This window comes from Pseudomonas sp. 58 R 12, from assembly GCF_900005865.1.
GTDB lineage: Bacteria > Pseudomonadota > Gammaproteobacteria > Pseudomonadales > Pseudomonadaceae > Aquipseudomonas > Aquipseudomonas tritici.
Genome location: NZ_CVTP01000017.1, coordinates 306,084 through 326,508, shown reverse-complemented (window position 1 = coordinate 326,508; position 20,425 = coordinate 306,084). Strand labels below are relative to the sequence as shown.

General features: G+C 59.1%; 22 protein-coding genes and 1 tRNA gene. 4 read left to right on the top strand and 19 right to left on the bottom strand.

What is annotated here, in order from left to right; genetic code table 11:
- Nucleotides 1-160 precede the first annotated feature (160 nt).
- The 4 genes from BFP95_RS14375 (at nt 161) to BFP95_RS14360 (ending at nt 3,890) form a co-directional block, all read left to right on the top strand.
- Entirely contained in the window at nt 161-1,537 is a 1,377-nt protein-coding gene (locus BFP95_RS14375) for an L-serine ammonia-lyase (RefSeq protein ID WP_065910340.1), read from the top strand.
- Nucleotides 1,538-1,576: 39 nt separating this feature from the next.
- On the top strand, nt 1,577-2,701 hold the full coding sequence (gene gcvT, locus BFP95_RS14370; protein ID WP_065873591.1) for a glycine cleavage system aminomethyltransferase GcvT: 1,125 nt from the start codon (nt 1,577-1,579) through the stop codon (nt 2,699-2,701).
- Nucleotides 2,702-3,093: 392 nt separating this feature from the next.
- Nucleotides 3,094-3,306, top strand: coding sequence for a cold-shock protein (locus BFP95_RS14365; RefSeq protein ID WP_003365337.1), 213 nt, complete (start codon nt 3,094-3,096; stop codon nt 3,304-3,306).
- 95 nt (nt 3,307-3,401) lie between these two features.
- Entirely contained in the window at nt 3,402-3,890 is a 489-nt protein-coding gene (locus tag BFP95_RS14360) for an RDD family protein (protein ID WP_065873592.1), read from the top strand.
- 133 nt (nt 3,891-4,023) lie between these two features.
- On the opposite strand, the gene nadA is transcribed toward BFP95_RS14360, so the two are convergent.
- From nadA to BFP95_RS14265, 19 genes are all read right to left on the bottom strand, one after another.
- Complete coding sequence (nadA, locus tag BFP95_RS14355) at nt 4,024-5,082, bottom strand: quinolinate synthase NadA (protein ID WP_065873593.1); 1,059 nt, start codon at nt 5,080-5,082, stop codon at nt 4,024-4,026.
- 237 nt (nt 5,083-5,319) lie between these two features.
- Nucleotides 5,320-6,897, bottom strand: a complete 1,578-nt coding sequence (locus tag BFP95_RS14350) for a lactate dehydrogenase (RefSeq protein WP_256534211.1) — start codon at nt 6,895-6,897, stop codon at nt 5,320-5,322.
- A gap of 230 nt (nt 6,898-7,127) precedes the next feature.
- Nucleotides 7,128-7,203, bottom strand: a tRNA-Lys gene (locus BFP95_RS14345).
- Nucleotides 7,204-7,266: 63 nt separating this feature from the next.
- Nucleotides 7,267-7,941 carry a 7-cyano-7-deazaguanine synthase QueC gene (gene queC, locus BFP95_RS14340; protein ID WP_175405977.1) on the bottom strand — a complete coding sequence of 225 codons (675 nt, stop codon included), beginning with the start codon at nt 7,939-7,941 and terminating at the stop codon, nt 7,267-7,269.
- 16 nt (nt 7,942-7,957) lie between these two features.
- The gene (gene queE, locus BFP95_RS14335; protein ID WP_065873595.1) at nt 7,958-8,605 is read right to left on the bottom strand and encodes a 7-carboxy-7-deazaguanine synthase QueE; all 648 of its coding nucleotides are present in this window, start codon (nt 8,603-8,605) and stop codon (nt 7,958-7,960) included.
- Nucleotides 8,606-8,769: 164 nt separating this feature from the next.
- Nucleotides 8,770-9,597 carry a tol-pal system protein YbgF gene (ybgF, locus tag BFP95_RS14330; RefSeq protein WP_049711754.1) on the bottom strand — a complete coding sequence of 276 codons (828 nt, stop codon included), beginning with the start codon at nt 9,595-9,597 and terminating at the stop codon, nt 8,770-8,772.
- A gap of 6 nt (nt 9,598-9,603) precedes the next feature.
- The gene (gene pal, locus BFP95_RS14325) at nt 9,604-10,104 is read right to left on the bottom strand and encodes a peptidoglycan-associated lipoprotein Pal (protein ID WP_003193861.1); all 501 of its coding nucleotides are present in this window, start codon (nt 10,102-10,104) and stop codon (nt 9,604-9,606) included.
- Between the two features lie 55 nt (nt 10,105-10,159).
- Nucleotides 10,160-11,440 (bottom strand): Tol-Pal system beta propeller repeat protein TolB, encoded by a 1,281-nt coding sequence (tolB, locus tag BFP95_RS14320; RefSeq protein WP_175403016.1) that lies wholly within the window; start codon nt 11,438-11,440, stop codon nt 10,160-10,162.
- A 17-nt stretch (nt 11,441-11,457) separates the two neighbouring features.
- Nucleotides 11,458-12,531, bottom strand: a complete 1,074-nt coding sequence (gene tolA / locus BFP95_RS14315) for a cell envelope integrity protein TolA (protein ID WP_015885608.1) — start codon at nt 12,529-12,531, stop codon at nt 11,458-11,460.
- Nucleotides 12,531-12,983, bottom strand: coding sequence for a protein TolR (gene tolR / locus BFP95_RS14310; protein ID WP_161793227.1), 453 nt, complete (start codon nt 12,981-12,983; stop codon nt 12,531-12,533). Before tolR ends, tolA begins: the two co-directional genes overlap by 1 nt.
- 23 nt (nt 12,984-13,006) lie before the next feature.
- Nucleotides 13,007-13,702: a protein TolQ gene (gene tolQ / locus BFP95_RS14305; protein WP_015885609.1), complete on the bottom strand. Its 696-nt coding sequence runs from the start codon at nt 13,700-13,702 to the stop codon at nt 13,007-13,009.
- 1 nt (nt 13,703) lies between these two features.
- On the bottom strand, nt 13,704-14,159 hold the full coding sequence (gene ybgC, locus BFP95_RS14300; protein WP_065873596.1) for a tol-pal system-associated acyl-CoA thioesterase: 456 nt from the start codon (nt 14,157-14,159) through the stop codon (nt 13,704-13,706).
- Nucleotides 14,160-14,298: 139 nt separating this feature from the next.
- The gene (gene ruvB, locus BFP95_RS14295; RefSeq protein WP_024077146.1) at nt 14,299-15,357 is read right to left on the bottom strand and encodes a Holliday junction branch migration DNA helicase RuvB; all 1,059 of its coding nucleotides are present in this window, start codon (nt 15,355-15,357) and stop codon (nt 14,299-14,301) included.
- Nucleotides 15,358-15,969, bottom strand: coding sequence for a Holliday junction branch migration protein RuvA (ruvA, locus tag BFP95_RS14290; RefSeq protein WP_003175802.1), 612 nt, complete (start codon nt 15,967-15,969; stop codon nt 15,358-15,360).
- 66 nt (nt 15,970-16,035) lie between these two features.
- Nucleotides 16,036-16,560, bottom strand: coding sequence for a crossover junction endodeoxyribonuclease RuvC (ruvC, locus tag BFP95_RS14285; RefSeq protein ID WP_049711750.1), 525 nt, complete (start codon nt 16,558-16,560; stop codon nt 16,036-16,038).
- A gap of 153 nt (nt 16,561-16,713) precedes the next feature.
- Nucleotides 16,714-17,460, bottom strand: a complete 747-nt coding sequence (locus tag BFP95_RS14280; RefSeq protein ID WP_049711749.1) for a YebC/PmpR family DNA-binding transcriptional regulator — start codon at nt 17,458-17,460, stop codon at nt 16,714-16,716.
- A gap of 150 nt (nt 17,461-17,610) precedes the next feature.
- The gene (aspS, locus tag BFP95_RS14275; protein ID WP_065873597.1) at nt 17,611-19,386 is read right to left on the bottom strand and encodes an aspartate--tRNA ligase; all 1,776 of its coding nucleotides are present in this window, start codon (nt 19,384-19,386) and stop codon (nt 17,611-17,613) included.
- 107 nt (nt 19,387-19,493) lie between these two features.
- Nucleotides 19,494-19,715 carry an FmdB family zinc ribbon protein gene (locus BFP95_RS14270; RefSeq protein ID WP_010208103.1) on the bottom strand — a complete coding sequence of 74 codons (222 nt, stop codon included), beginning with the start codon at nt 19,713-19,715 and terminating at the stop codon, nt 19,494-19,496.
- Nucleotides 19,716-20,021: 306 nt separating this feature from the next.
- Nucleotides 20,022-20,366 (bottom strand): ribbon-helix-helix domain-containing protein, encoded by a 345-nt coding sequence (locus tag BFP95_RS14265; RefSeq protein WP_065873598.1) that lies wholly within the window; start codon nt 20,364-20,366, stop codon nt 20,022-20,024.
- Between the last annotated feature and the right edge of the window lie 59 nt (nt 20,367-20,425).

Genomic DNA, 20,425 nt, shown 5'->3' with positions numbered 1-20,425 from the left:
CTTGAGGATGTACTCGGTGTAAATGTGGGAGCGGGCTTGCTCGCGAATGCGGTGGATCAGTCACCAGGTGTATCAACTGAGAGACCGCTTTCGCGAGCAAGCCCGCTCCCACATTTGGCCGAGTACACCTGATAAATAATAAGAAACCGGAGAACAACTCATGTCTTTAAGCGTGTTCGACCTGTTCAAGATTGGCATCGGCCCCTCCAGTTCCCACACCGTCGGCCCGATGCGCGCGGCAGCTCGATTCGTCGAGGGCCTCAAGCGTGACAACCTGCTGAGCGCCACCACCACCGTCAAGGTGGAACTCTATGGATCGCTGGGCGCCACCGGCAAAGGCCACGGCAGCGACAAGGCCGTGCTGCTCGGACTGGAAGGCGAACACCCGGACACCGTCAACACCGAAACCGTGGCGACGCGCCTGGCGCAGATGCGCAAGGACGGCTGCCTGAATTTGCTCGGCGAACACAGCATTGAGTTCAATGAGAAAGAACACCTGGCGATGATTCGCAAACCCCTCGCCTACCACCCCAACGGCATGATCTTTCGTGCCTTCGACGCCGCCAACATCCAGATCCGCAGCCGCGAGTACTACTCGGTCGGTGGCGGGTTTGTGGTGGATGAAGACGCCGCAGGCGCTGACCGGATTGTCGAAGACGCCACGCCGCTGACCTTCCCCTTCAAACACGCCAAAGACCTGCTCGGTCATTGCACCACCTATGGGTTGTCCATCAGCCAGGTGATGCTGACCAATGAAAGTGCCTGGCGCCCCGAAGCGGAGACCCGCGCAGGCCTGCTGAAAATCTGGCAAGTGATGCAGGACTGCGTCGACGCAGGCTGCCGCAATGAGGGGATTTTGCCGGGCGGCTTGAAGGTCAAGCGGCGCGCTGCTGCGCTGCATCGCCAGCTGTGCAAGCACCCGGAATCGGCGCTGCGCGACCCGTTGTCGGTGCTGGATTGGGTCAACCTTTACGCCCTGGCAGTCAACGAAGAAAACGCCAACGGCGGGCGCGTAGTCACGGCGCCGACCAACGGCGCGGCGGGGATCGTGCCCGCCGTACTGCATTACTACATGCGCTTTATCCCCGGCGCGAACGAAGACGGCGTGGTGCGTTTTCTGCTCACCGCCGCTGCCATCGGCATTCTGTACAAGGAAAACGCCTCGATTTCCGGCGCCGAAGTCGGTTGCCAGGGTGAAGTTGGCGTGGCCTGTTCCATGGCGGCGGGCGCACTGTGCGAAGTGTTGGGCGGCAGCGTCTCGCAAGTGGAAAACGCGGCCGAAATCGGCATGGAACACAACCTCGGCCTGACTTGCGACCCGATTGGCGGGCTGGTGCAGGTGCCCTGCATCGAGCGCAATGCCATGGGTTCGGTCAAGGCGATCAATGCGGTGCGCATGGCCTTGCGCGGCGACGGCCAACATTTCGTCTCGCTGGATAAAGTCATCCGCACCATGCGCCAGACCGGCGCCGACATGAAAAGCAAATACAAGGAAACCGCCCGTGGCGGTTTGGCGGTCAACATTATCGAGTGCTGACGCCTAACGGCGCGCCAGCACGTTTTTCAGGAGCTGAATATGTCCACCGAAACCCTGTTGAAAACCCCACTGCACGCCCTGCACATTGAGCTGGGCGCGCGCATGGTGCCCTTCGCCGGCTACGACATGCCGGTGCAATACCCTCTGGGTGTGATGAAGGAACACCTGCACACCCGTGATCAAGCCGGGCTGTTCGACGTGTCCCACATGGGCCAGATCCGCCTCACCGGCGCCAATGCGGCCAAAGCCTTGGAAACCTTGGTACCGGTCGACATCATCGACTTGCCGGTGGGCATGCAGCGCTACGCGATGTTTACCAATGACCAGGGCGGTATTCTCGACGACCTGATGGTGGCCAACCTGGGTAACGACGAGCTGTTCCTGGTGGTCAACGCCGCCTGCAAGGATCAGGATCTGGCGCACCTGCGCCAGCATATCGGCGACCAGTGCAGCATCGAACCGCTGTTCGAAGAGCGTGCATTGCTGGCCCTGCAGGGTCCGGCGGCGGTGAAAGTACTGGCGCGCCTGGCACCGGAAGTCACCAAGATGACCTTCATGCAGTTCACCACCCTGCGCCTGCTGGGTGTGGACTGCTACGTCAGTCGTTCGGGCTACACCGGTGAGGACGGCTTTGAAATCTCCGTGCCGGCCGCCAACGCCGAAAGCCTGGCCCGCAGCCTGCTCGCTGAGACCGAAGTACAGGCCATCGGCCTGGGCGCCCGCGACTCACTGCGCCTGGAAGCCGGCCTGTGCCTGTATGGCCACGATATGAACACCGACACCACACCCATCGAAGCCAGCCTGTTGTGGGCGATCTCCAAGGCCCGCCGCGCCGACGGCGCACGTGCCGGTGGCTTCCCGGGCGCCGACAAGGTCTTCACCCAGCAGCAAGCCGGCGTAAGCCGTAAACGTGTCGGCCTGTTGCCACAGGAGCGCACGCCAGTGCGTGAAGGCGCGGAGATCGTTGACGAACACGGCACAGTGATCGGCAGCGTGTGCAGCGGTGGTTTCGGTCCGACGCTGGGTGGCCCGCTGGCTATGGGTTACCTGGACAGTGCATTCATCGCGCTGGATACCGAAGTGTCTGCGCTGGTGCGTGGGAAAAAAGTGCCACTACGTGTAAGTAAAATGCCATTTGTGCCGCAACGTTACTACCGCGGTTGATTGACTGTTTCTATAAGTAACGCGGTTGCGCCAGCGTGCACTAATCTGTAACGCAACCGCCACAAAACAGTGCATCACCGATAGTCTTTATCAAGTGTTTTAACCGATAACAAGTGACCAACTCTATCGAATAAGTCGACGCCTCATTATTCGCCAAAGTGTCATAAAGCCCAGCAAACACGGGGCATTTGCCAGGGCTTGTTTTTTATCTATTAGTTGGCGTAGAGTTTGCGCACTGTGTTTGCATGGGTCGCTTGGAACCTGGACCTGGGCAGTAGCTGAAGTAGTTGTGCTACAACCCGTTCGACGTCTCTTACTTTCCTGCAACCCAGCCCAGTACTCTTTCATGTGAAAGAGGCTGTCATTAATTTTAGCGTCAAGGAAATAAGAAAATGGCTGAACGTCAGAGCGGTACCGTCAAGTGGTTTAACGACGAGAAAGGGTTTGGTTTTATCACGCCAGAAAGCGGTCCGGATCTGTTCGTGCATTTCCGCGCCATTCAGGGCAACGGCTTCAAGAGCCTGAAAGAAGGCCAGAAAGTGACGTTCGTTGCTGTGCAAGGCCAGAAAGGCATGCAGGCTGACGAAGTACAAGCAGAAGGCTGATCCCAACTGCGACAAAAAGCCCCTGATGCTGACATCAGGGGCTTTTTTATGTGCGATTGCTCGTAAAATGGCTTTTTCCATTAGAGAGCCCTGCCATGTCGAAACCCCTGCTGAGCCCCACAGGCGATTTCCCCGCCGTTGGCCTGGGCCGTCGCTTGGCAGCGATGTTCTACGACTTCCTGTTGTGCACCGCGCTGCTGATCGTTACTGCGTTCATCTACAAGCTGATCTGGATCGCGTTTGTAGGCGAAGCCAGGATGCGCACGCTCACTGAGTCCGGCGCACTGGATGGTGATCCTCTGCTGTCGACGATTCTGTTGTTTGTACTGTTTGGTTTCTTCGCCAAGTTCTGGACCCATTCCGGGCAGACCCTGGGCATGCAGGTGTGGGGCGTGCGCGTGCAGAACGCCGACGGCTCGCGGATCAGCCTGTGGCAGGCGCTGTTACGCTTTGTGGTGTCGATTGCGTCGTGGCTGTGCGTGGGGCTGGGGTTTATCTGGTCGCTGTTCGATAAGCAAAAGCGCAGCTGGCATGACATCTATTCGGATACCCAGCTGGTGCGGGTTCCGAAGCAGAAGAAGTAATTGCAGACGACACACATCAACTGTGGGAGCTGGCTTGCCTGCGATAGCGCTGGTTCAGTCACTGCAACATTGACTGATAGACCGATATCGCAGGCAAACCAGCTCCCACAGTTTGACAGTGTTCACAACGGGGTCAGGCGTTGCCGGCCAGCTTCAGGCGCGCTGCCTGGGTGAAGTCCAGCATGCGCTTGAGCGGGCGCACCGCATGCGGGATCACCGACGGCTCGACGAAGATCTCGTTGCTGCCCTCACGCAGGCACTGCAGCGTGCGCTCCAGCGTATTCATCGCCATCCACGGGCAGTGTGCGCAACTGCGGCACGCGGCGCCGTTGCCGGCGGTAGGCGCTTCGACAAAAACCTTGTCCGGGCACAGCTGCTGCATCTTGTAGAAGATGCCGCGGTCGGTGGCGACGATAAAGGTCTTGTTCGGCAAGCGTTGGGCAGCCGCGATCAGTTGGCTGGTTGAGCCCACGGCGTCCGCCAGTTCGATCACCGCCGTCGGCGACTCCGGGTGTACCAGGATGGCTGCATCCGGGTACAGCGCCTTCATGTCTTCCAACTGTTTGGACTTGAATTCTTCGTGGACGATGCAGGCACCGTCCCACAACAGCATATCGGCACCGGTCTGGCGCTGGATGTAAGTACCCAGGTGCTTGTCCGGGCCCCAGATGATCGTCTCGCCGTTGTCCATCAGGCTTTCGACAATTTCCAGCGCACAGCTGGAGGTCACCACCCAATCCGCCCGGGCTTTGACCGCCGCCGACGTGTTGGCGTACACCACCACGGTGCGCTCGGGATGCTGATCACAGAACGCCGAAAACTCCTCCACCGGGCAACCCAGGTCCAGGGAACACGTGGCTTCCAGCGTCGGCATGAGAATGCGTTTTTCGGGCGTAAGGATTTTGGCGGTCTCGCCCATGAAGCGCACACCGGCGACCAGCACGGTCTTGGCCGGATGCGCGGCGCCGAAGCGGGCCATTTCCAGCGAGTCGGAGACACAGCCACCGGTTTCCTCGGCCAAGGCCTGGATCACCGGGTCACAATAGAAGTGGGCAACCAGCACCGCGTCTTGAGCTTTGAGCTCAGCGGCGATGGCAGTGCGCAGGCTCGCCTCTTCATCAGCGCTAAGGGCCTTGGGCTGCTTGGCGTCGAGATGGGCTTGAACCAGAAGGCGTTCAGAAATTTGCGTCATGTTCGCAAGACCTGCAGGCGCAGTAGCGCGAAAGTCGAGTGTACCACCGGCTCTGGAGCCCTTCGGGCGCCGCCGGACGAAGTGATTGTGTTCATCAAGCACGGGTAAAGGTGAAGCTCGGCAAGGCTACAGAATATCGAATGGATTCAAAAGCCTAATCTGGCATCTGCGGGCGCGTCTGTCGGGCAAAAAAAACGGGAAACCCCAGGGCGGGGTTTCCCGTTCTCGCAAGCGGTGTCAGCGCACCAGTGCGGATGGATCTTCCTGCAACATCACCGAGGCATGCAGGTCGGCCAGGGCATCTTTCAATGTGGACGCCTGCAGTGCGTCTTTGGACTTCTTGCTTTCCTTGGCCGCGTACTCGAGAAGGACGAGGTAATCGCGTTTAACCGAGGCGTCTTTCGGCACAGTGGTGTCCTCCGTCAGCTTGCCCATCACGTACTTCTGCGTACGAGTGTTCTGGCTGGCACTCTGCTCGACGGATGCGTTGACCAGCAGGCCGTCCTTGTAGGAGAGACTGGCCGAACTGCTGGCCTTGTCCTGCACTTGCACATAAAGATAGTTCTGCGACTCCGGGCTGCCATCCAGGGCCGGTGCCTTTCCACCCTTGAGGCCTTTATGGAAACTCGCGGAAAGGCTCGACTGCTGGTCCTGGCTGACGCTGCGGTCCAATGCGCTGCTGCCGCCGACGCGGGTCTTTTGCGACACTTCATAGGCAAAGCCGTCCACCTCGGACGGGCGCATCGGGTTGGGCGAGTCAGTGGCCTGCTTGATCGACGCCTTGAAATCAGCAAGGCCGGTCAGCAACCCCTGGTCGGTCGGGTTGCGGGTCAGCGCTTCCGGCAGGGAAATGGCCTGTGGATAGTTGCTGTTCATGGCGCGGAACGCGTCCTTGAACATCGCCATCAACTCCGGCTTGGCACTGCCGCGTTCCTGCGCGCGATCAAACTGGGTGAGGTAGCTTTTCAGCGCATTGGCCTGCTGCTTGGCGTCGCCCAGGATCGCGCTGTTTTTCAGGTCCACTGCCACATTAAGTTCGCCCAGCGGGCTGCTCATGCGTGTCGTGCGGCTTTGACTGTCGGCATGGAAGGCCAGGCTCAGGTCTTGGCCGTCCAGGCCCTTTAGCTTGGCGTTGAGGTCCACCGAGGCCAGCAGCCTGGAATCAAACTGCGTCAGCTGGCTCAGGTCGAGCTTCGGCGGCGTCGCAGTCACCCCATCCACGGCGGCCTGGAAGGCGCTGCCCAATTTGCCGACCGCTTCGAGTTCGTCATCGCTCAAGGTGCCGCCATCCACCGTGGCCTGCACACCCAGGCCATCGGCCTGGCTGGAGAGGCTGAAGGTCACGGTCTTGCCGCTGGCGGTCTGGATGCTGAGGCTCAAAAGATTGTCGGCCTTAGTGTGCAGCAGACTTTGATCGATCTTCAGCTCGCCAGTGTTTTGCGCCCGATCGGCACTCGCGTACAAAACAGACTGGGAAAGCGCCACCCCGCCGCCCTTGACGAATTGCGCAATCAAACCGGTGCCAAGGCCACTGAAGCGGCTGGCTGTCGACAACGAGTTGAAGTTGGTATTCAGGGTTTTGCTGAGCGCATCCTGGCTGTCGCTTTCCCAGGCGCGCACGGTCTCTTGACCCGGTAATTGCCCACGGCGCGAATACGTGTCGGAAAGCGTATCGGAGACAACATTGCCCAGGCTGACGACCAGGGACGGTCGCTTTACGCTGACGTCCGTGCTTTGTGCGTGGGCGGCGGTCGGCGTTTCGGCCGGACGGGACACAAGCGTAGTGGCGGAGGTGATAGGCGAAAGCGTGGTCATGACGATCCTTGTCCTGAGCTGTATAGCACTCAATCTACCCGCGTTTCGGATGCTTTGACAACAAATGGGAGCAAAAGCCTAGCCCCTGCGCTTACGCTTGCCATCGAACAGATACAAAAAAGCCCCAGGCTTCTGGTCCGCCTGGGGCTTTGGGTATTTTCAAACAGGCAAAAAAAAACCCGGAAATCCTCACTTGCGTGGGCCTTCCGGATTTTCTAAACCGCCAAAAATGGTGGGTCGTGTGGGATTCGAACCTACGACCAATTGGTTAAAAGCCAACTGCTCTACCAACTGAGCTAACGACCCGCTGTGTGGTGGCGCGTATAATACTGATTTCTAAGGATTATTCAACACCTTATTTGAAATAAATCAGAAATAACGCGTTGGGTCAGCAATTCCGGCCGCTTGGAAGCCTTCTGCACGCAGTCGGCAGCTATCGCATTTCCCACAAGCACGGCCGTCATCGTCTGCCTGGTAGCAGGAAACAGTCAGCGAATAATCGACGCCAAGTCCTACGCCAGCCTTGACGATATCGGCCTTGCTCAGGTTTTGCAGTGGCGCGAGGATACGGAAGCCCAGCCCTTCTACACCGGCCTTTGTCGCCAGGTTGGCCATGCGTTCGAACGACTCGACGAACTCTGGGCGGCAGTCCGGGTAGCCGGAGTAATCCACCGCATTGACGCCGATAAAAATATCACGGGCGTTGAGCACTTCTGCCCAACCGAGGGCCAGGGACAGGAACACGGTGTTACGTGCAGGCACATAAGTCACCGGGATGCCTTCGCTGGGTGCTTCCGGCACATCGATGCTGCTGTCGGTCAGTGCAGAGCCGCCAATGCCGTTGAGATTGAGGCCGATCACCTTGTGCTCGACCACGCCCATCTCACGAGCAACGCGGGCGGCGGCGTTCAGCTCGGCACGGTGGCGCTGGCCGTAGTCGAAGCTCATGGTGTAGCAGCTGTAGCCTTGCGCTTGTGCCATGGCAACCACTGTGGCGGAATCAAGGCCACCGGAAAGCAGAATTACCGCGCGTTTTTGATCCATTGTTTGTTCTGTCATATCAGCGTCCTGGCTCGTCGTTCCAAAGGTATTTATGCAACTGCAATTGCAGGCGCACCGGTAGATTGTCCGCCACGACCCAATCGGCAAGGTCACGTGCGTTCAGGTCATGGTGGCTTGGCGAGAACAGCACCTCGCCCGCTCGACGGTCCAGGCCATATTGAATCAGCTTGGAGTTTGCCCAGTCGTAATCGTCGCGGGAACAGATAACGAACTTAACCTGGTCGTTCGCCGTCAGCAGATCGATGTTCTCGTAGCGGTTGCGATGCGCTTCCTTGGAGCCTGGGGTCTTGAGGTCGACCACACGGCTTACACGGGGGTCAACCGCAGAGATGTCTAAAGCGCCACTGGTCTCCAGCGACACTTCATAACCGGCATCACACAGCTGCTTGAGCAAAGGGATGGCATTGGGCTGGGCCAGCGGTTCACCGCCGGTCACGCAGACGTAACGCGGCTTGTAGCCGGCAACCTGCTCCAGGATGTCATCAAGGGTTCGCACCGTGCCGCCACTGAAGGCGTAGGCGCTGTCGCAGTATTGGCAACGCAAAGGGCAACCGGTCAGCCGCACGAATACTGTGGGCAGGCCGGCCGTTCGCGTTTCACCCTGCAACGAGTAAAAAACTTCGGTAATTCGTAATGTGTCTTGCATAGTCGCCACGGGCGTAACAGCTAAACAGGCTGTCCGCCTCCGTCAGGCACTTCAAGAGACCTCGCCAACGCGTAGACCCCAGGAAGCGTGTTTCATAAAAGGGCGTGGATTCTAACGAAAAAACCCGCGCCAGGCGCGGGTTTCTTCTAAACGGGCGGCATCGCTTACAAGCGTTGCAGGTCCCGCTGGGCCAACTGGGCAGCGGAAGTACCCGGATATTGGGCCACGACCTGCTGCAGAATACCTTTGACCTTGTCGGTATGACCCAGGCGGCGTTCTACGTCAGCGAGTTTGTACAGCGAATCCGGCACCTTGGCGTGCTTGGGGTACAGCTGGCTGACCTTGGCAAATGCCTGGCCCGCCCCCTGCAGATCACCTTTGGCCAGGTTAACTTCGCCCAACCAGTATTGGGCGTTGCCCGCGTACTGGCTGTTTGGGTATTTGCGCAGGAAAGCGGTAAAAGCCTGGCTGGCCTTATCGAAATCCTTGGCTTTGATCAGGTCGAAGGCTGCATCGTAATACAGCTTTTCCTTCGCCGGATCACCCGGCTCGCTGCTGGCAGGGGCTTGGCTTGCAGCCCCCGCTGCGGCACCACCGGCAGCAGCGCTAGGCGCGCCACCGGCAGAAGAATTATCAGGAGTGGCGGCAGGTGCAACACCGGCTCCAATACGTCGATCAAGATCCTGGTAACGCTCCAGGCCTTCTTGCTTCAGCTGGTTCACTTGATTCTGCAGTACTTCAATGGTGCCTTGTTGCTGCGCCAATTGATCCTGCATGCGTTGCAGCTGGTTGAACAGTTCGCCCTGTGCCGAGGGAGCGGACGTAGCCGCTCCCCCCGCATAGGCGCCGTTCGTACCATAACCCGCTGGTGGATAGCTGCTCCCGCTATTGTTATAGCCTGAGTTGCTATCTTCCACAGGAACCGCAGCCCACACCGCAAGCGGTGCTAGGCTGAGAGCCAATACAGTTAGAGCACGACGGCACGTTCGCATGACGAATTACTTACGCAGTTCGACGCGACGGTTTTGAGCCCAGGACTGCTCATCGTTACCGGTGGCAACTGGACGCTCTTTACCGTAGGAAACCAGTTCCAGTTGGCCTGGAGCAACACCTTGCAGTACCAGGTAGCGCTGAACGGCTTTCGCACGACGCTCGCCCAGTGCCATGTTGTACTCACGAGTACCACGGGCGTCAGTGTTACCTTCCAGAACAACGCGAGCGCCGTTAGCTTTCAGGTCCTTCGCGTGAACGTCCAGAGCGCGCATGGCTTCTGGTTTCAGGTCCGAACTGTCGTATTCGAAGTAGAAAGTGGTGATCGCGCGCAGAGCAGCTTCTTCGCTCAGGGAGCCGTCAACTGCACCAGTGTTAGCGCCGTAACCAGCGTTTGGATCAACAGCTGCGCCTTCACCGGCATTGTCGCCGCCTTTAGACGAGCAACCAACGGCTACGGACAGAGCCAGAGCCAGAGCAGCAAACTTACCAAACTTCAGCATTTCCATCGTGAAACTCCTAATGAACCCCAGTGTGTTAAGTACTTCTTTTTGTAGCGCCGCGTCAGTTCAGGTAAGGGGACCAGGATGGTTCTCTGACTTCGCCTTGTGCGGTAGGAAGCGGGAGCCTTACGCGTCCATTAATGGACACGAGCATCAAGACTCCCCGGCCCTGCTGGCGGGTGGCGTAGATTACCATGGTGCCGTTGGGCGCAACAGTGGCTGACTCATCAAGGTTGGTATCTGTGAGGATTTTTACGGTTCCGCGCTGCAAATCCTGGGCCGCAACCCGGAAATTAGTGAAACCATCCTGACGGTGAATCATCACCAACGTCTTTTCATCGGCCGAAAGCTTAGGGTTGGCGTTGTAGTTACCAATAAAGGTCACACGTTCCGCACCGCCGCCATTCACGTTTGCCTTGTAGACCTGTGGCTTGCCGCCACGGTCAGAGGTGAAGTAAATGGTCGAACCATCCTTACCCCAGAACGGCTCGGTATTGATGCCAGGGCCATTGGTCACGCGGCTGATCTGGCGCGAAGCCATGTTCATCACGTAGATATCCGGGTTGCCATCTTTGGACAGCACGAACGCCAGGCGCGAACCATCCGGCGACCACGCTGGTGCACCGTTGAGGCCTTCAAAGTTAGTGATCTGCTCACGACGGCCAGTATCAATGTGCTGCACGAAAATCCGTGGACGACGCTGTTCAAACGACACATAGGCAATACGCTTGCCGTCCGGCGCAAAGCGCGGCGACAGGATTGGCTCACGCGATTGCAGCAGGGTCACTGCGCGTGCACCGTCGTAGTCCGAGCGCTGCAGCGTGTAGCGAGTGTTATCCACGGAAAAACGTTCGGCCGTTACATAAAGCAGACGCGTCGAGAACGCACCCTTGATGCCGGTGAGTTTTTCAAACGACTGGTCCGAGATGTAGTGGGCCATGTCCCGCAGTTGTTCGGCGGTGCCCGAAACGCTGCCGGTCAAGACCTGCTGCTCGGTCGCCACGTTGAACAAGGTGTAGGTGATTTGCAGGCGACCGCCGGCCGGCGTGATGTTGCCGACCATCAGGTACTGGGCGCCAACAGCCTTCCAGTCACGGAACACAACTTCGCTGGCCTGGTTCGGCTGGCTGATCATGTTGCCCTTTGGAATCGGTGCGTAGTAGCCGGAGTTGCGCAGGTCGTCACTGACGATCTGGGCCATGTCGTCCGGCAGCACGCTGCCGCCCTGCCAGCCGAACGGTACTACCGCGATCGGGGTGGCCCGATCGCTACCGCTGGTGACTAGGATGTTCTTTTCATCCGCCGCCGCTATCCCTGCCATACAGCAAATAACGACAAGCATTCCTCGAAGAAGGTTTCTCACAAGGCTAGATCCTCAGGTGTGAATGTCATCTTGAATGATCGATAGGGAGCGAAGTCGCTTGGTTTCATTCCCTGCATCTCGGTCAACCGGCCAATATTCTTGACCGCGGCAACCGCCGAACTGTCGAACGAACCGTCACCACTGGACTTGGCCACGCTGACCGAAGTCACCGTACCGTCCGGCAACATGCCGATCTGCAGCACTACTGTCATGCCTTTACGCGCCGAAGGTGGACGTGTCCAGCCTTCTGCTGCCCGCGCCCGAATCAGGTCGTCGAAACTGCCCGCGACATCATCACCCTGCTCATCGGCCAAGGCTTGCTGACGCTGAGGCGTGTCGGAAAGCAAATCTGCCAAGGCCTGGGCCTTTTTCTCTTCGGCGGATTTACGCGCTGCTTCCTGGGCCTTTTTCTTGGTGGCGTCGGCGGCAGCTTTCTTCTTCGCGTCGTCGGCGATTTTCTTCTTCGCCTCGTCTGCTTCAGCTTTTTTCTTGGCGTCTTCGGCGGCTTTTTTCTTCGCGTCTTCGACTATTTTCTTCTTGGCGTCTTCAGCGGCCTTTTTCTTGGCCTCTTCTTCAGCAGCTTTCTTGGCTTCTTCTTCAGATTTCTTCTTGGCTATATCAGCCAATTGTTTCTCTTCAGCCTTTTTAGCTTCGGCAGCTTTCTCGGACTTCTTGGCTTCATCAGCCTTTTTCGCCTCGTCAGCTTTCTTGGCTTCGTCAGCCTTTTTCGATTCCTCGGCCTTTTGAGCCGCCTCTTCTTTCTTTTGTTCCGCAGCAGCCTTCACCGCTTCCTGCTCGACCTTCTTCTGTTCCATCTGTTCGACTTCAGTCTGGCGCGCAGCCGACTTCTGGGCCTCACCCGCAATCTTCTGATTGGTCTGGGTGGTGGCCTGACTTTTCGATTTCAGCTGATACAGGGTCGCCTGCACGATCGGCTTGGCTGGCGGCAGGTCCGGGGTCATGGCAAAGCTGACGAACAGCATGCCAAACACCAGGACGTGCAGGGCAATTGCCCAGACGCTAGGCCAGAAGAAGCTTTCCGAGGCGGACGGCTCTCGCTGTTGCTGCATCAGGGCGCCTCGGTAATCAAGCCAACGTTACCGACGCCGGCCTTCTGCAGCCCGCCCATGGCGCCCATGACGGAACCGTAGTCGACCGACTTGTCGCCGCGAATGAACACCTGGGTGTGCTTGCCGCCTTCGTTGCCGGAGCGAATGATCTTGGTCACGGCATCAGTCATCGCCGGCAAGGTCAGGGCCTTGTCCTGCTGCTTCTGGGTGTCGACTTCGCTGCCAAGGTTCCAGTAGTAGGTCTTGTCAGCCTTGATCGAAATGGTCAGGACCTGAGTGTTGTTGTCTTGCGGCAAGGCTTCACTGGAAACCTTGGGCAGATCAACCTTCACGCCCTGGTTGAGCATCGGCGCGGTCACCATGAAGATAACCAGCAGCACCAGCATCACGTCGATGTAAGGCACTACGTTCATCTCGGCGACCGGCTTGCGCTTTTTGCGAGCTCGAGCGATTAAAGCCATTGGGAATTACCTGCTTATTCTTCGCTGGTGTGCACTTTACGGTGCAGGATCGCCTGGAACTCATCGGCGAAGGTGTAGTAACGGCCAATCAACGTCTCGCTGGTAGCGGCGAAACGGTTGTAGGCGATTACTGCCGGGATCGCAGCGAACAGGCCGATAGCGGTAGCGATCAGGGCTTCAGCGATACCCGGGGCCACGGTGGCCAGGGTCGCTTGCTGGGCCTGGGCCAGGCCGCGGAAGGAGTTCATGATCCCCCACACGGTACCGAACAGACCGATGTACGGGCTCACGGAACCGACGGTGGCGAGGAACGGCAAGCTTTGCTCAAGCTTCTCTTCTTCACGGGAAATGGCGACGCGCATGGCACGGGCCACACCTTCCATGACCGCTTCCGGGTCAACGCCTGGCTGCTGGCGCAGACGGGAGAATTCCTTGAAGCCCGCGCGGAAGATCTGTTCGACGCCCGAATCCGGGTCCGGGTTGCTGCCGGCCTGGCGGTACAGCTTGGACAGGTCGATACCCGACCAGAAGCGCTCTTCAAAGCTCTCCAGGGCACGTCGACCGGCACGCAGCAGGTTGCTGCGCTGAAAAATCATGACCCAAGAGGTAACCGATGCGGCTACCAGGGTCAGCATCACCAGTTGAACCACAACACTGGCATTACTGACCAGGCTCCACATGGAGGAATGGTCGACGACGGTAGGTTCCACGCTAAATCTCCTGCGTTGATTGTTTACCCGCGCCGCTTACGCCGGCAAAGGCCGCACGTAGAGCTTCGGGAATGGCCCGGGGTTTCAAACTATTGGTGCGCACACAGGCCACCAGGAACTGCCCCTCACAGAGCAGCGTTGCATCCGTTGCCCGCCTGACCTGCTGCTTGAAACGCAGGCTGACACGGTTCAATTCGATTACTTCAGCGCTTACCAGCAATTCATCGTCCAGCCGCGCCGGCGCGTGATAACGCGCCTCGCTGGAATGCACGACGAATAACAGGTCCTCCCCTGCCAGCTCGGATTGGGCAAAGCCCAGCTCCCGTAGCCGCTCGGTTCGAGCCCGCTCCATGAACTTGAGGTAATTGACGTAATACACGATGCCGCCCGCATCGGTGTCCTCGTAATAAACGCGACAGCGATGTGCGAACGACTGATCCCCGTTTTGCGCGCGCATACTCTAGTGCTTACTCCTCAGGTTGCCAATCCGGCCAGGCAACTGTTTTTTCATTCTCTGAACCATATCCAGTGACTGAAAGACGACGCCAGCCACTAGGACAGCACAAACATCGAATAAATCGACTTGCGTGAAGCTTTTAATCGTCCACTGCATCGAGGAATTCGTCTACCACGGGCATCTCACCCAATCGTGACGGAATGTTTAACCCAAAGTGCAGGTAGGCATGGCGTGTAACCACCCGGCCCCTTGGTGTACGCATGATATAGCCCTGTTGGATCAGGTACGGCTCCAGCACATCTTCAATGGTATGGCGCTCCTCACTGATCGCCGCCGCCAGGCTGTCGACGCCCACCGGCCCCCCGTCGAACTTCTCGATCATGGTCAAGAGCAGACGTCGATCCTGGTGATCAAAGCCGTGCTCATCCACATCCAGCAGGTTCAAGGCCAGGTCGGCTACGGGCTTGGTGATATGGCCCTTGGCGCGCACTTCGGCAAAATCCCTCACGCGACGCAGCAACCGGTTGGCAATCCGTGGCGTGCCACGGGCCCGACGGGCAATTTCAAACGCGCCTTCCGGGTCCAGCGGCAAGCCAAGAATGCCTGCCGAACGGCTGACGATGGTCGCCAAATCCGCTGTGCTATAGAACTCTAGACGTTGAACAATGCCGAAACGGTCTCGCAACGGGTTGGTCAACATGCCGGCGCGGGTGGTGGCGCCGACCAGCGTGAAAGGTGGCAGGTCGAGCTTGATCGAACGCGCCGCAGGGCCTTCGCCGATCATGATATCGAGCTGGAAGTCTTCCATCGCGGGATACAGCACTTCCTCGACAATCGGCGAGAGTCGGTGGATCTCGTCGATAAACAGCACATCGTGCGGTTCAAGGTTGGTCAGCAACGCTGCCAGGTCGCCCGGGCGCTCCAGCACAGGGCCGGAGGTCGACTTGATCGACACACCCATTTCCTGGGCAATGATGTTGGCCAGAGTGGTCTTGCCCAGACCCGGTGGGCCAAAGATCAACGTGTGATCCAGGGATTCACTGCGCCCGCGCGCGGCCTGGATAAACAGCTCCATCTGCTCGCGCACGGTAGGCTGGCCGATATAGTCCGCCAGGCTCAGTGGACGGATGGCGCGGTCCTGGATTTCTTCACGGTCGCGCGGGCCGGTGGCCGCGATCAGACGATCAGCTTCAATCACTTAAATCATTCCCTTCAGGGCACGGCGGATCATGTCTTCACTGCTCAGGTTTTTATCCTTGATGGCCGATACAGCCTTGCTGGCTTCCTGCGGCTTGTAGCCCAGGGAGATCAGCGCGCTGACCGCATCACTTTCGGCGCTGGCGACCTGACCTGCCGGCATATCCGGCTGGTTTGGCACCAGGGCAAACATGCTCGGCACGACTTCCCAGGCCTTGAAGCGGTCCTTGAGCTCCACCAGCAGGCGCTCGGCGGTCTTCTTGCCGACGCCAGGCACCTTGGTCAACGCAGAGGTATCCTGGGCCGAAACGGCTCGCACCAGTTCATCCACTTCCAGGCTCGACATCAAGGCCAGGGCCAGTTTCGGCCCCACACCATTAAGGCGGATCAGCTCGCGGAAGAAGTCACGGTCGCGCTTGCCAATGAAACCATAAAGCAGTTGTGCGTCTTCGCGCACCACCAAATGAGTGTGCAGCGTTATCGGCTCACCGACCGACGGCAGGCGATACAAGGTGGTCATGGGCACTTCCAGCTCATACCCCAACCCATTTACATCCAGAATCAGGTGCGGCGGCTGTTTCTCAGCCAGGGTGCCGCGCAAGCGTCCAATCACGGTTCGATCCTTAAAGCTTGGGGTCAGATCAAGGCCTGACCGGAAATAACGATTGCGCTGATGCTATCAGAGACGCAGGCGCCCGCCACGACTGCGTGCCGTACCGAGGCCGTGCGGTAGCAGACTGGATCGGGTGTGCGCATGGCAAATGGCGATGGCCAGGGCGTCGGAGGCATCAATCTGCGGCTTGGCGGTGAGTTTGAGCATGTGCATGACCATCATCTGCACCTGTTCTTTGTTGGCCGCACCAGTGCCGACCACGGCCTGCTTGACCTGGGTCGCGGTGTACTCCGCAATCTCCATGCCCTCCTCCGCGCCGGCCACGATGGCCGCGCCACGGGCCTGGCCAAGTTTAAGGGCTGAGTCGGCGTTCTTTGCCATGAACACTTTTTCGATGCCCATGGTCACCGGCCCGTACGTCTGGATCACTTCACGCACGCCGCGATAGACAATCTGCAAGCGCTCGGCCAACTCGCCCGCGCCGGTACGGATGCAACCCGAAGCGACATAGATGCAGCCGCGCGGGGTGTGCTGCACCACGCCAAAACCGGTGATGCGCGAACCGGGGTCGATACCTAGGATTAAAGTCATAACGCCTGCAGGTTGGGTTTACACACATTTGCGTAACAGCATAGAACCCTGTGGGAGCTGGCTTGCCTGCGATGCAGACACCTCGGTGTGTGAGTTACACCGTGGTGATGCCATCGCAGGCAAGCCAGCTCCCACATTGGATCCCTATCGTGCTTAAGCGAGTTGTTCGGCTACGGACTCTGGAATATCGGCATTCGAATACACGTTCTGAACATCATCCAGGTCTTCGAGCATGTCCAGCATCTTCAGCACTTTCTGCGCACCGTCCAGGTCCAGCTCGGCGCTGGTGGTCGGCAGCATCACGATTTCCGCGTCAGTGCCTTTGAAACCAGCGGCTTCCAGCGCATTGCGCACGGCATAGAACCCGGCAAACGAGGTGAACACGTCGATGGAGCCATCGTCGTTGGTCACCACGTCGTCGGCATCCGCCTCCATCGCGGCTTCGATCAGTGCATCTTCATCCACACCCGGTGCGAAGGAAATCTGCCCCTTGCGCTCGAACAGGTAGGCCACCGAACCGTCAGTGCCGAGGTTGCCGCCGCACTTGCTGAACGCATGGCGCACAGCTGCTGCGGTGCGGTTGCGGTTGTCGGTCATGCACTCGACCATCACCGCCACGCCGCCCGGGCCGTAGCCTTCGTAGCTCAGCTCGACCATGTCGTCGGTATCGGCGGCACCGGCGCCACGAGCCACGGCACGGTCGATGATGTCACGGCTCATGTTCGCGCCGAGGGCCTTGTCCAGCGCCAGGCGCAGGCGCGGGTTGGAGCCTGGGTCACCGCCGCCTTGGCGGGCAGCGACGGTCAGCTCGCGGATCCACTTGGTGAATATCTTGCCTTTCTTGGCATCCTGACGCTCTTTGCGGTGCTTGATGTTCGCCCACTTGGAATGGCCAGCCATAACACAACTCCGAAATTCTGTAGAAACCTTAACAATCCCACCCCTGGCAGGACTTCCCTCTTTAAAGCACATCCCTTGTAACGCAAAGGCGCATCCGAAGATGCGCCTTTTTAGACTGCGTAAACCTCAGTGCGCTTTCACGCAGCGGCCTTACTCAGCCTTCGGCGTCTCGCGCAGACGAATGTGCAGTTCGCGCAATGCCTTGGCATCCACCACACCTGGAGCCTGGGTCATGACGTCCGCAGCACTCTGGGTTTTCGGGAAGGCGATCACTTCACGGATCGACTGGGCGCCAGTCATCAGCATCACCAGGCGGTCCAGGCCGAAAGCCAGGCCACCGTGCGGCGGTGCGCCGTATTTCAGGGCGTCGAGCAGGAAGCCAAACTTCTCTTCCTGTTCTGCTTCGTTGATACCCAACAGGCGGAAGACCGCTTGCTGCATCTCTTTGCGGTGGATACGGATCGAACCGCCACCCAGCTCGGTGCCGTTGAGCACCATGTCGTAGGCGCGGGACAGAGCGCCAGCCGGGTTGGCTTCCAGCTCAGCCGGGGAGCACTTCGGCGCGGTGAACGGGTGGTGCAAGGCGCTGAAGCTGCCGTCGTCGTTCTCTTCGAACATCGGGAAGTCGACAACCCACATCGGTGCCCACTTGCAGGTCAGCAGGTCGAGGTCGTGGCCCAGCTTGATGCGCAGTGCGCCCAAGGCTTCGCTGACGATCTTGGATTTGTCGGCGCCGAAGAACACGATGTCGCCATCGACCGCACCGACGCGATCAAGGATCGCGTTCAGGTTGTCCAGCGGGATGTTCTTGACGATCGGCGATTGCAGACCCTCAACGCCATTGGCGCGCTCGTTGACCTTGATGTACGCCAGGCCCTTGGCACCGTAGATGCCGACGAACTTGGTGTAGTCGTCGATCTGCTTGCGCGGCATGCTCGCGCCGCCAGGCACGCGCAAGGCGGCGATGCGGCATTTAGGGTCGTTGGCCGGGCCGCTGAACACCTTGAAGTCGACTTCCTTGAGCTGGTCGGCCACGTCTACCAGTTCCAGCGGGTTACGCAGGTCTGGCTTGTCGGAACCGTAGCGGCGCATGGCCTCTTCGAAGGTCATGTGCGGGAATTCGCCGAACTCCAGGTCCAGCACTTCCTTGAACAGGTTACGGATCATTTGTTCGGTGATGCCCATGATCTCTTTTTCATCGAGGAAACTGGTCTCGATGTCGATCTGGGTGAATTCCGGCTGGCGGTCGGCGCGCAGGTCTTCGTCGCGGAAGCACTTGGCGATCTGGTAGTAACGGTCGAAGCCGGCCACCATCAGCAGTTGCTTGAACAGCTGCGGCGATTGCGGCAAGGCGAAGAAGCTGCCGGCGTGAGTACGGCTCGGCACCAGGTAGTCACGCGCACCTTCCGGGGTGGCCCGGGTCAGGATCGGCGTTTCGACGTCGAGGAAGCCGTTTTCGTCGAGGAAGCGGCGGATGCTGGTGGTCATGCGCGAACGCAGGCGCAGCTTCTCGGCCATTTCCGGACGGCGCAGGTCCAGGAAGCGGTAGCGCAGGCGGGTTTCTTCGCCCACGTCGGAGTATTCGTTGAGTGGGAACGGCGGGGTTTCCGACTCGTTCAGCACTTCCAGCTCGTAGCCCAGCACTTCAATGCCGCCGGACGCCATGTTCTTGTTCACAGCGCCAGCCGGACGCAGGCGAACCTTGCCGGTGACCTTCACAACGTATTCGCTGCGCACGCGGTCGGCGGCGGCGAAGCTCTCGGCGCGGTCCGGGTCGAACACCACTTGGGCCAGACCATCACGATCACGGATATCGAGGAAGATGACCCCGCCGTGGTCGCGGCGACGGTGAACCCATCCGCAAAGGGTGATTTCCTGACCTTCCAGGGTCTCGTTCAGTTGGCCGCAATAGTGGCTGCGCATCATGGTAGTGGTTTCACTTCTCGTAATTCGAAATTCGGTGGAGGCCCGCCTCGTCACCGTACATTAAAGCAGGGGACGGATAATGCAGGAGCCTGCGCGTAGAGTTCAACTCAGTCTGCTTTGTCGCCGCCGGCCAGGTTCTTCTTCGAGCCGGTCTTGAAGTCGGTCTCGTACCAGCCGCTGCCGCTCAAGCGGAAGCCCGGCATGGACAACATCTTCTTGAGCTCCGGAGCCTGGCAGGCCGGGCAATCGACCAACGGCGCGGCGCTGATCTTCTGAATGGCTTCCAACTGATGACCACAGGAAGCGCATTGATAGTCGTACATGGGCATGGAGATGTCTCGGCGATCAGATCGTTACTGCGCCACGCCTGCCCTGCGGGTTCGCAGCATGCGTAGCAAAGCGCGGGATTATATCTGGTAAATCGGGGCAGCGCAGCCGGCTTTCTGCCCTGGGCCAAACTCACTTCAGCGGACAACCCGTAGTGAGCGGGCTTGCCCCGCGCTGGGTGGCGTAGCCGCCCCAAACCAGGCGGCCTAGGCGTATCCTGGAACTCGCGGTGTCCTTATTGGGGTGGCTTCGCCACCCAGCGCGGGGCAAGCCCGCTCACTACAAGGGCCGGCCCCGGTGCCCGGTGACTATTGCGGTGAGTATGAAGGTTCAATACGCCCTTTCAAGACGTGAACCACGCACACCACCCTGACCAACCCACTGAAGTTCTTCACACCGCCATAACGCAAGTGCACTTCCCGATCGACGTAAGACAGCAACGCACTGACTGAACAGGCGTTGATCCTGGCTATTTCCGTGAGGATATTCCAATAGATCTGCTCCAGCCGCAGGCAAGTGGAAAACCCGTTGAGCCTCACCGACCGGGACAATGGCTTGGCCAGCCCCATATCGAACCCTTTTGCAAAAGGGTCGACCTGTATCTTATGAAAACCACCGGTTTCCATCACTCCACTACCCACTCCACGTGACATACACCTGACACTCCATTGCCAAACAGCAGCCCACGGGCTATCCCCTTGGGCAATGGCCC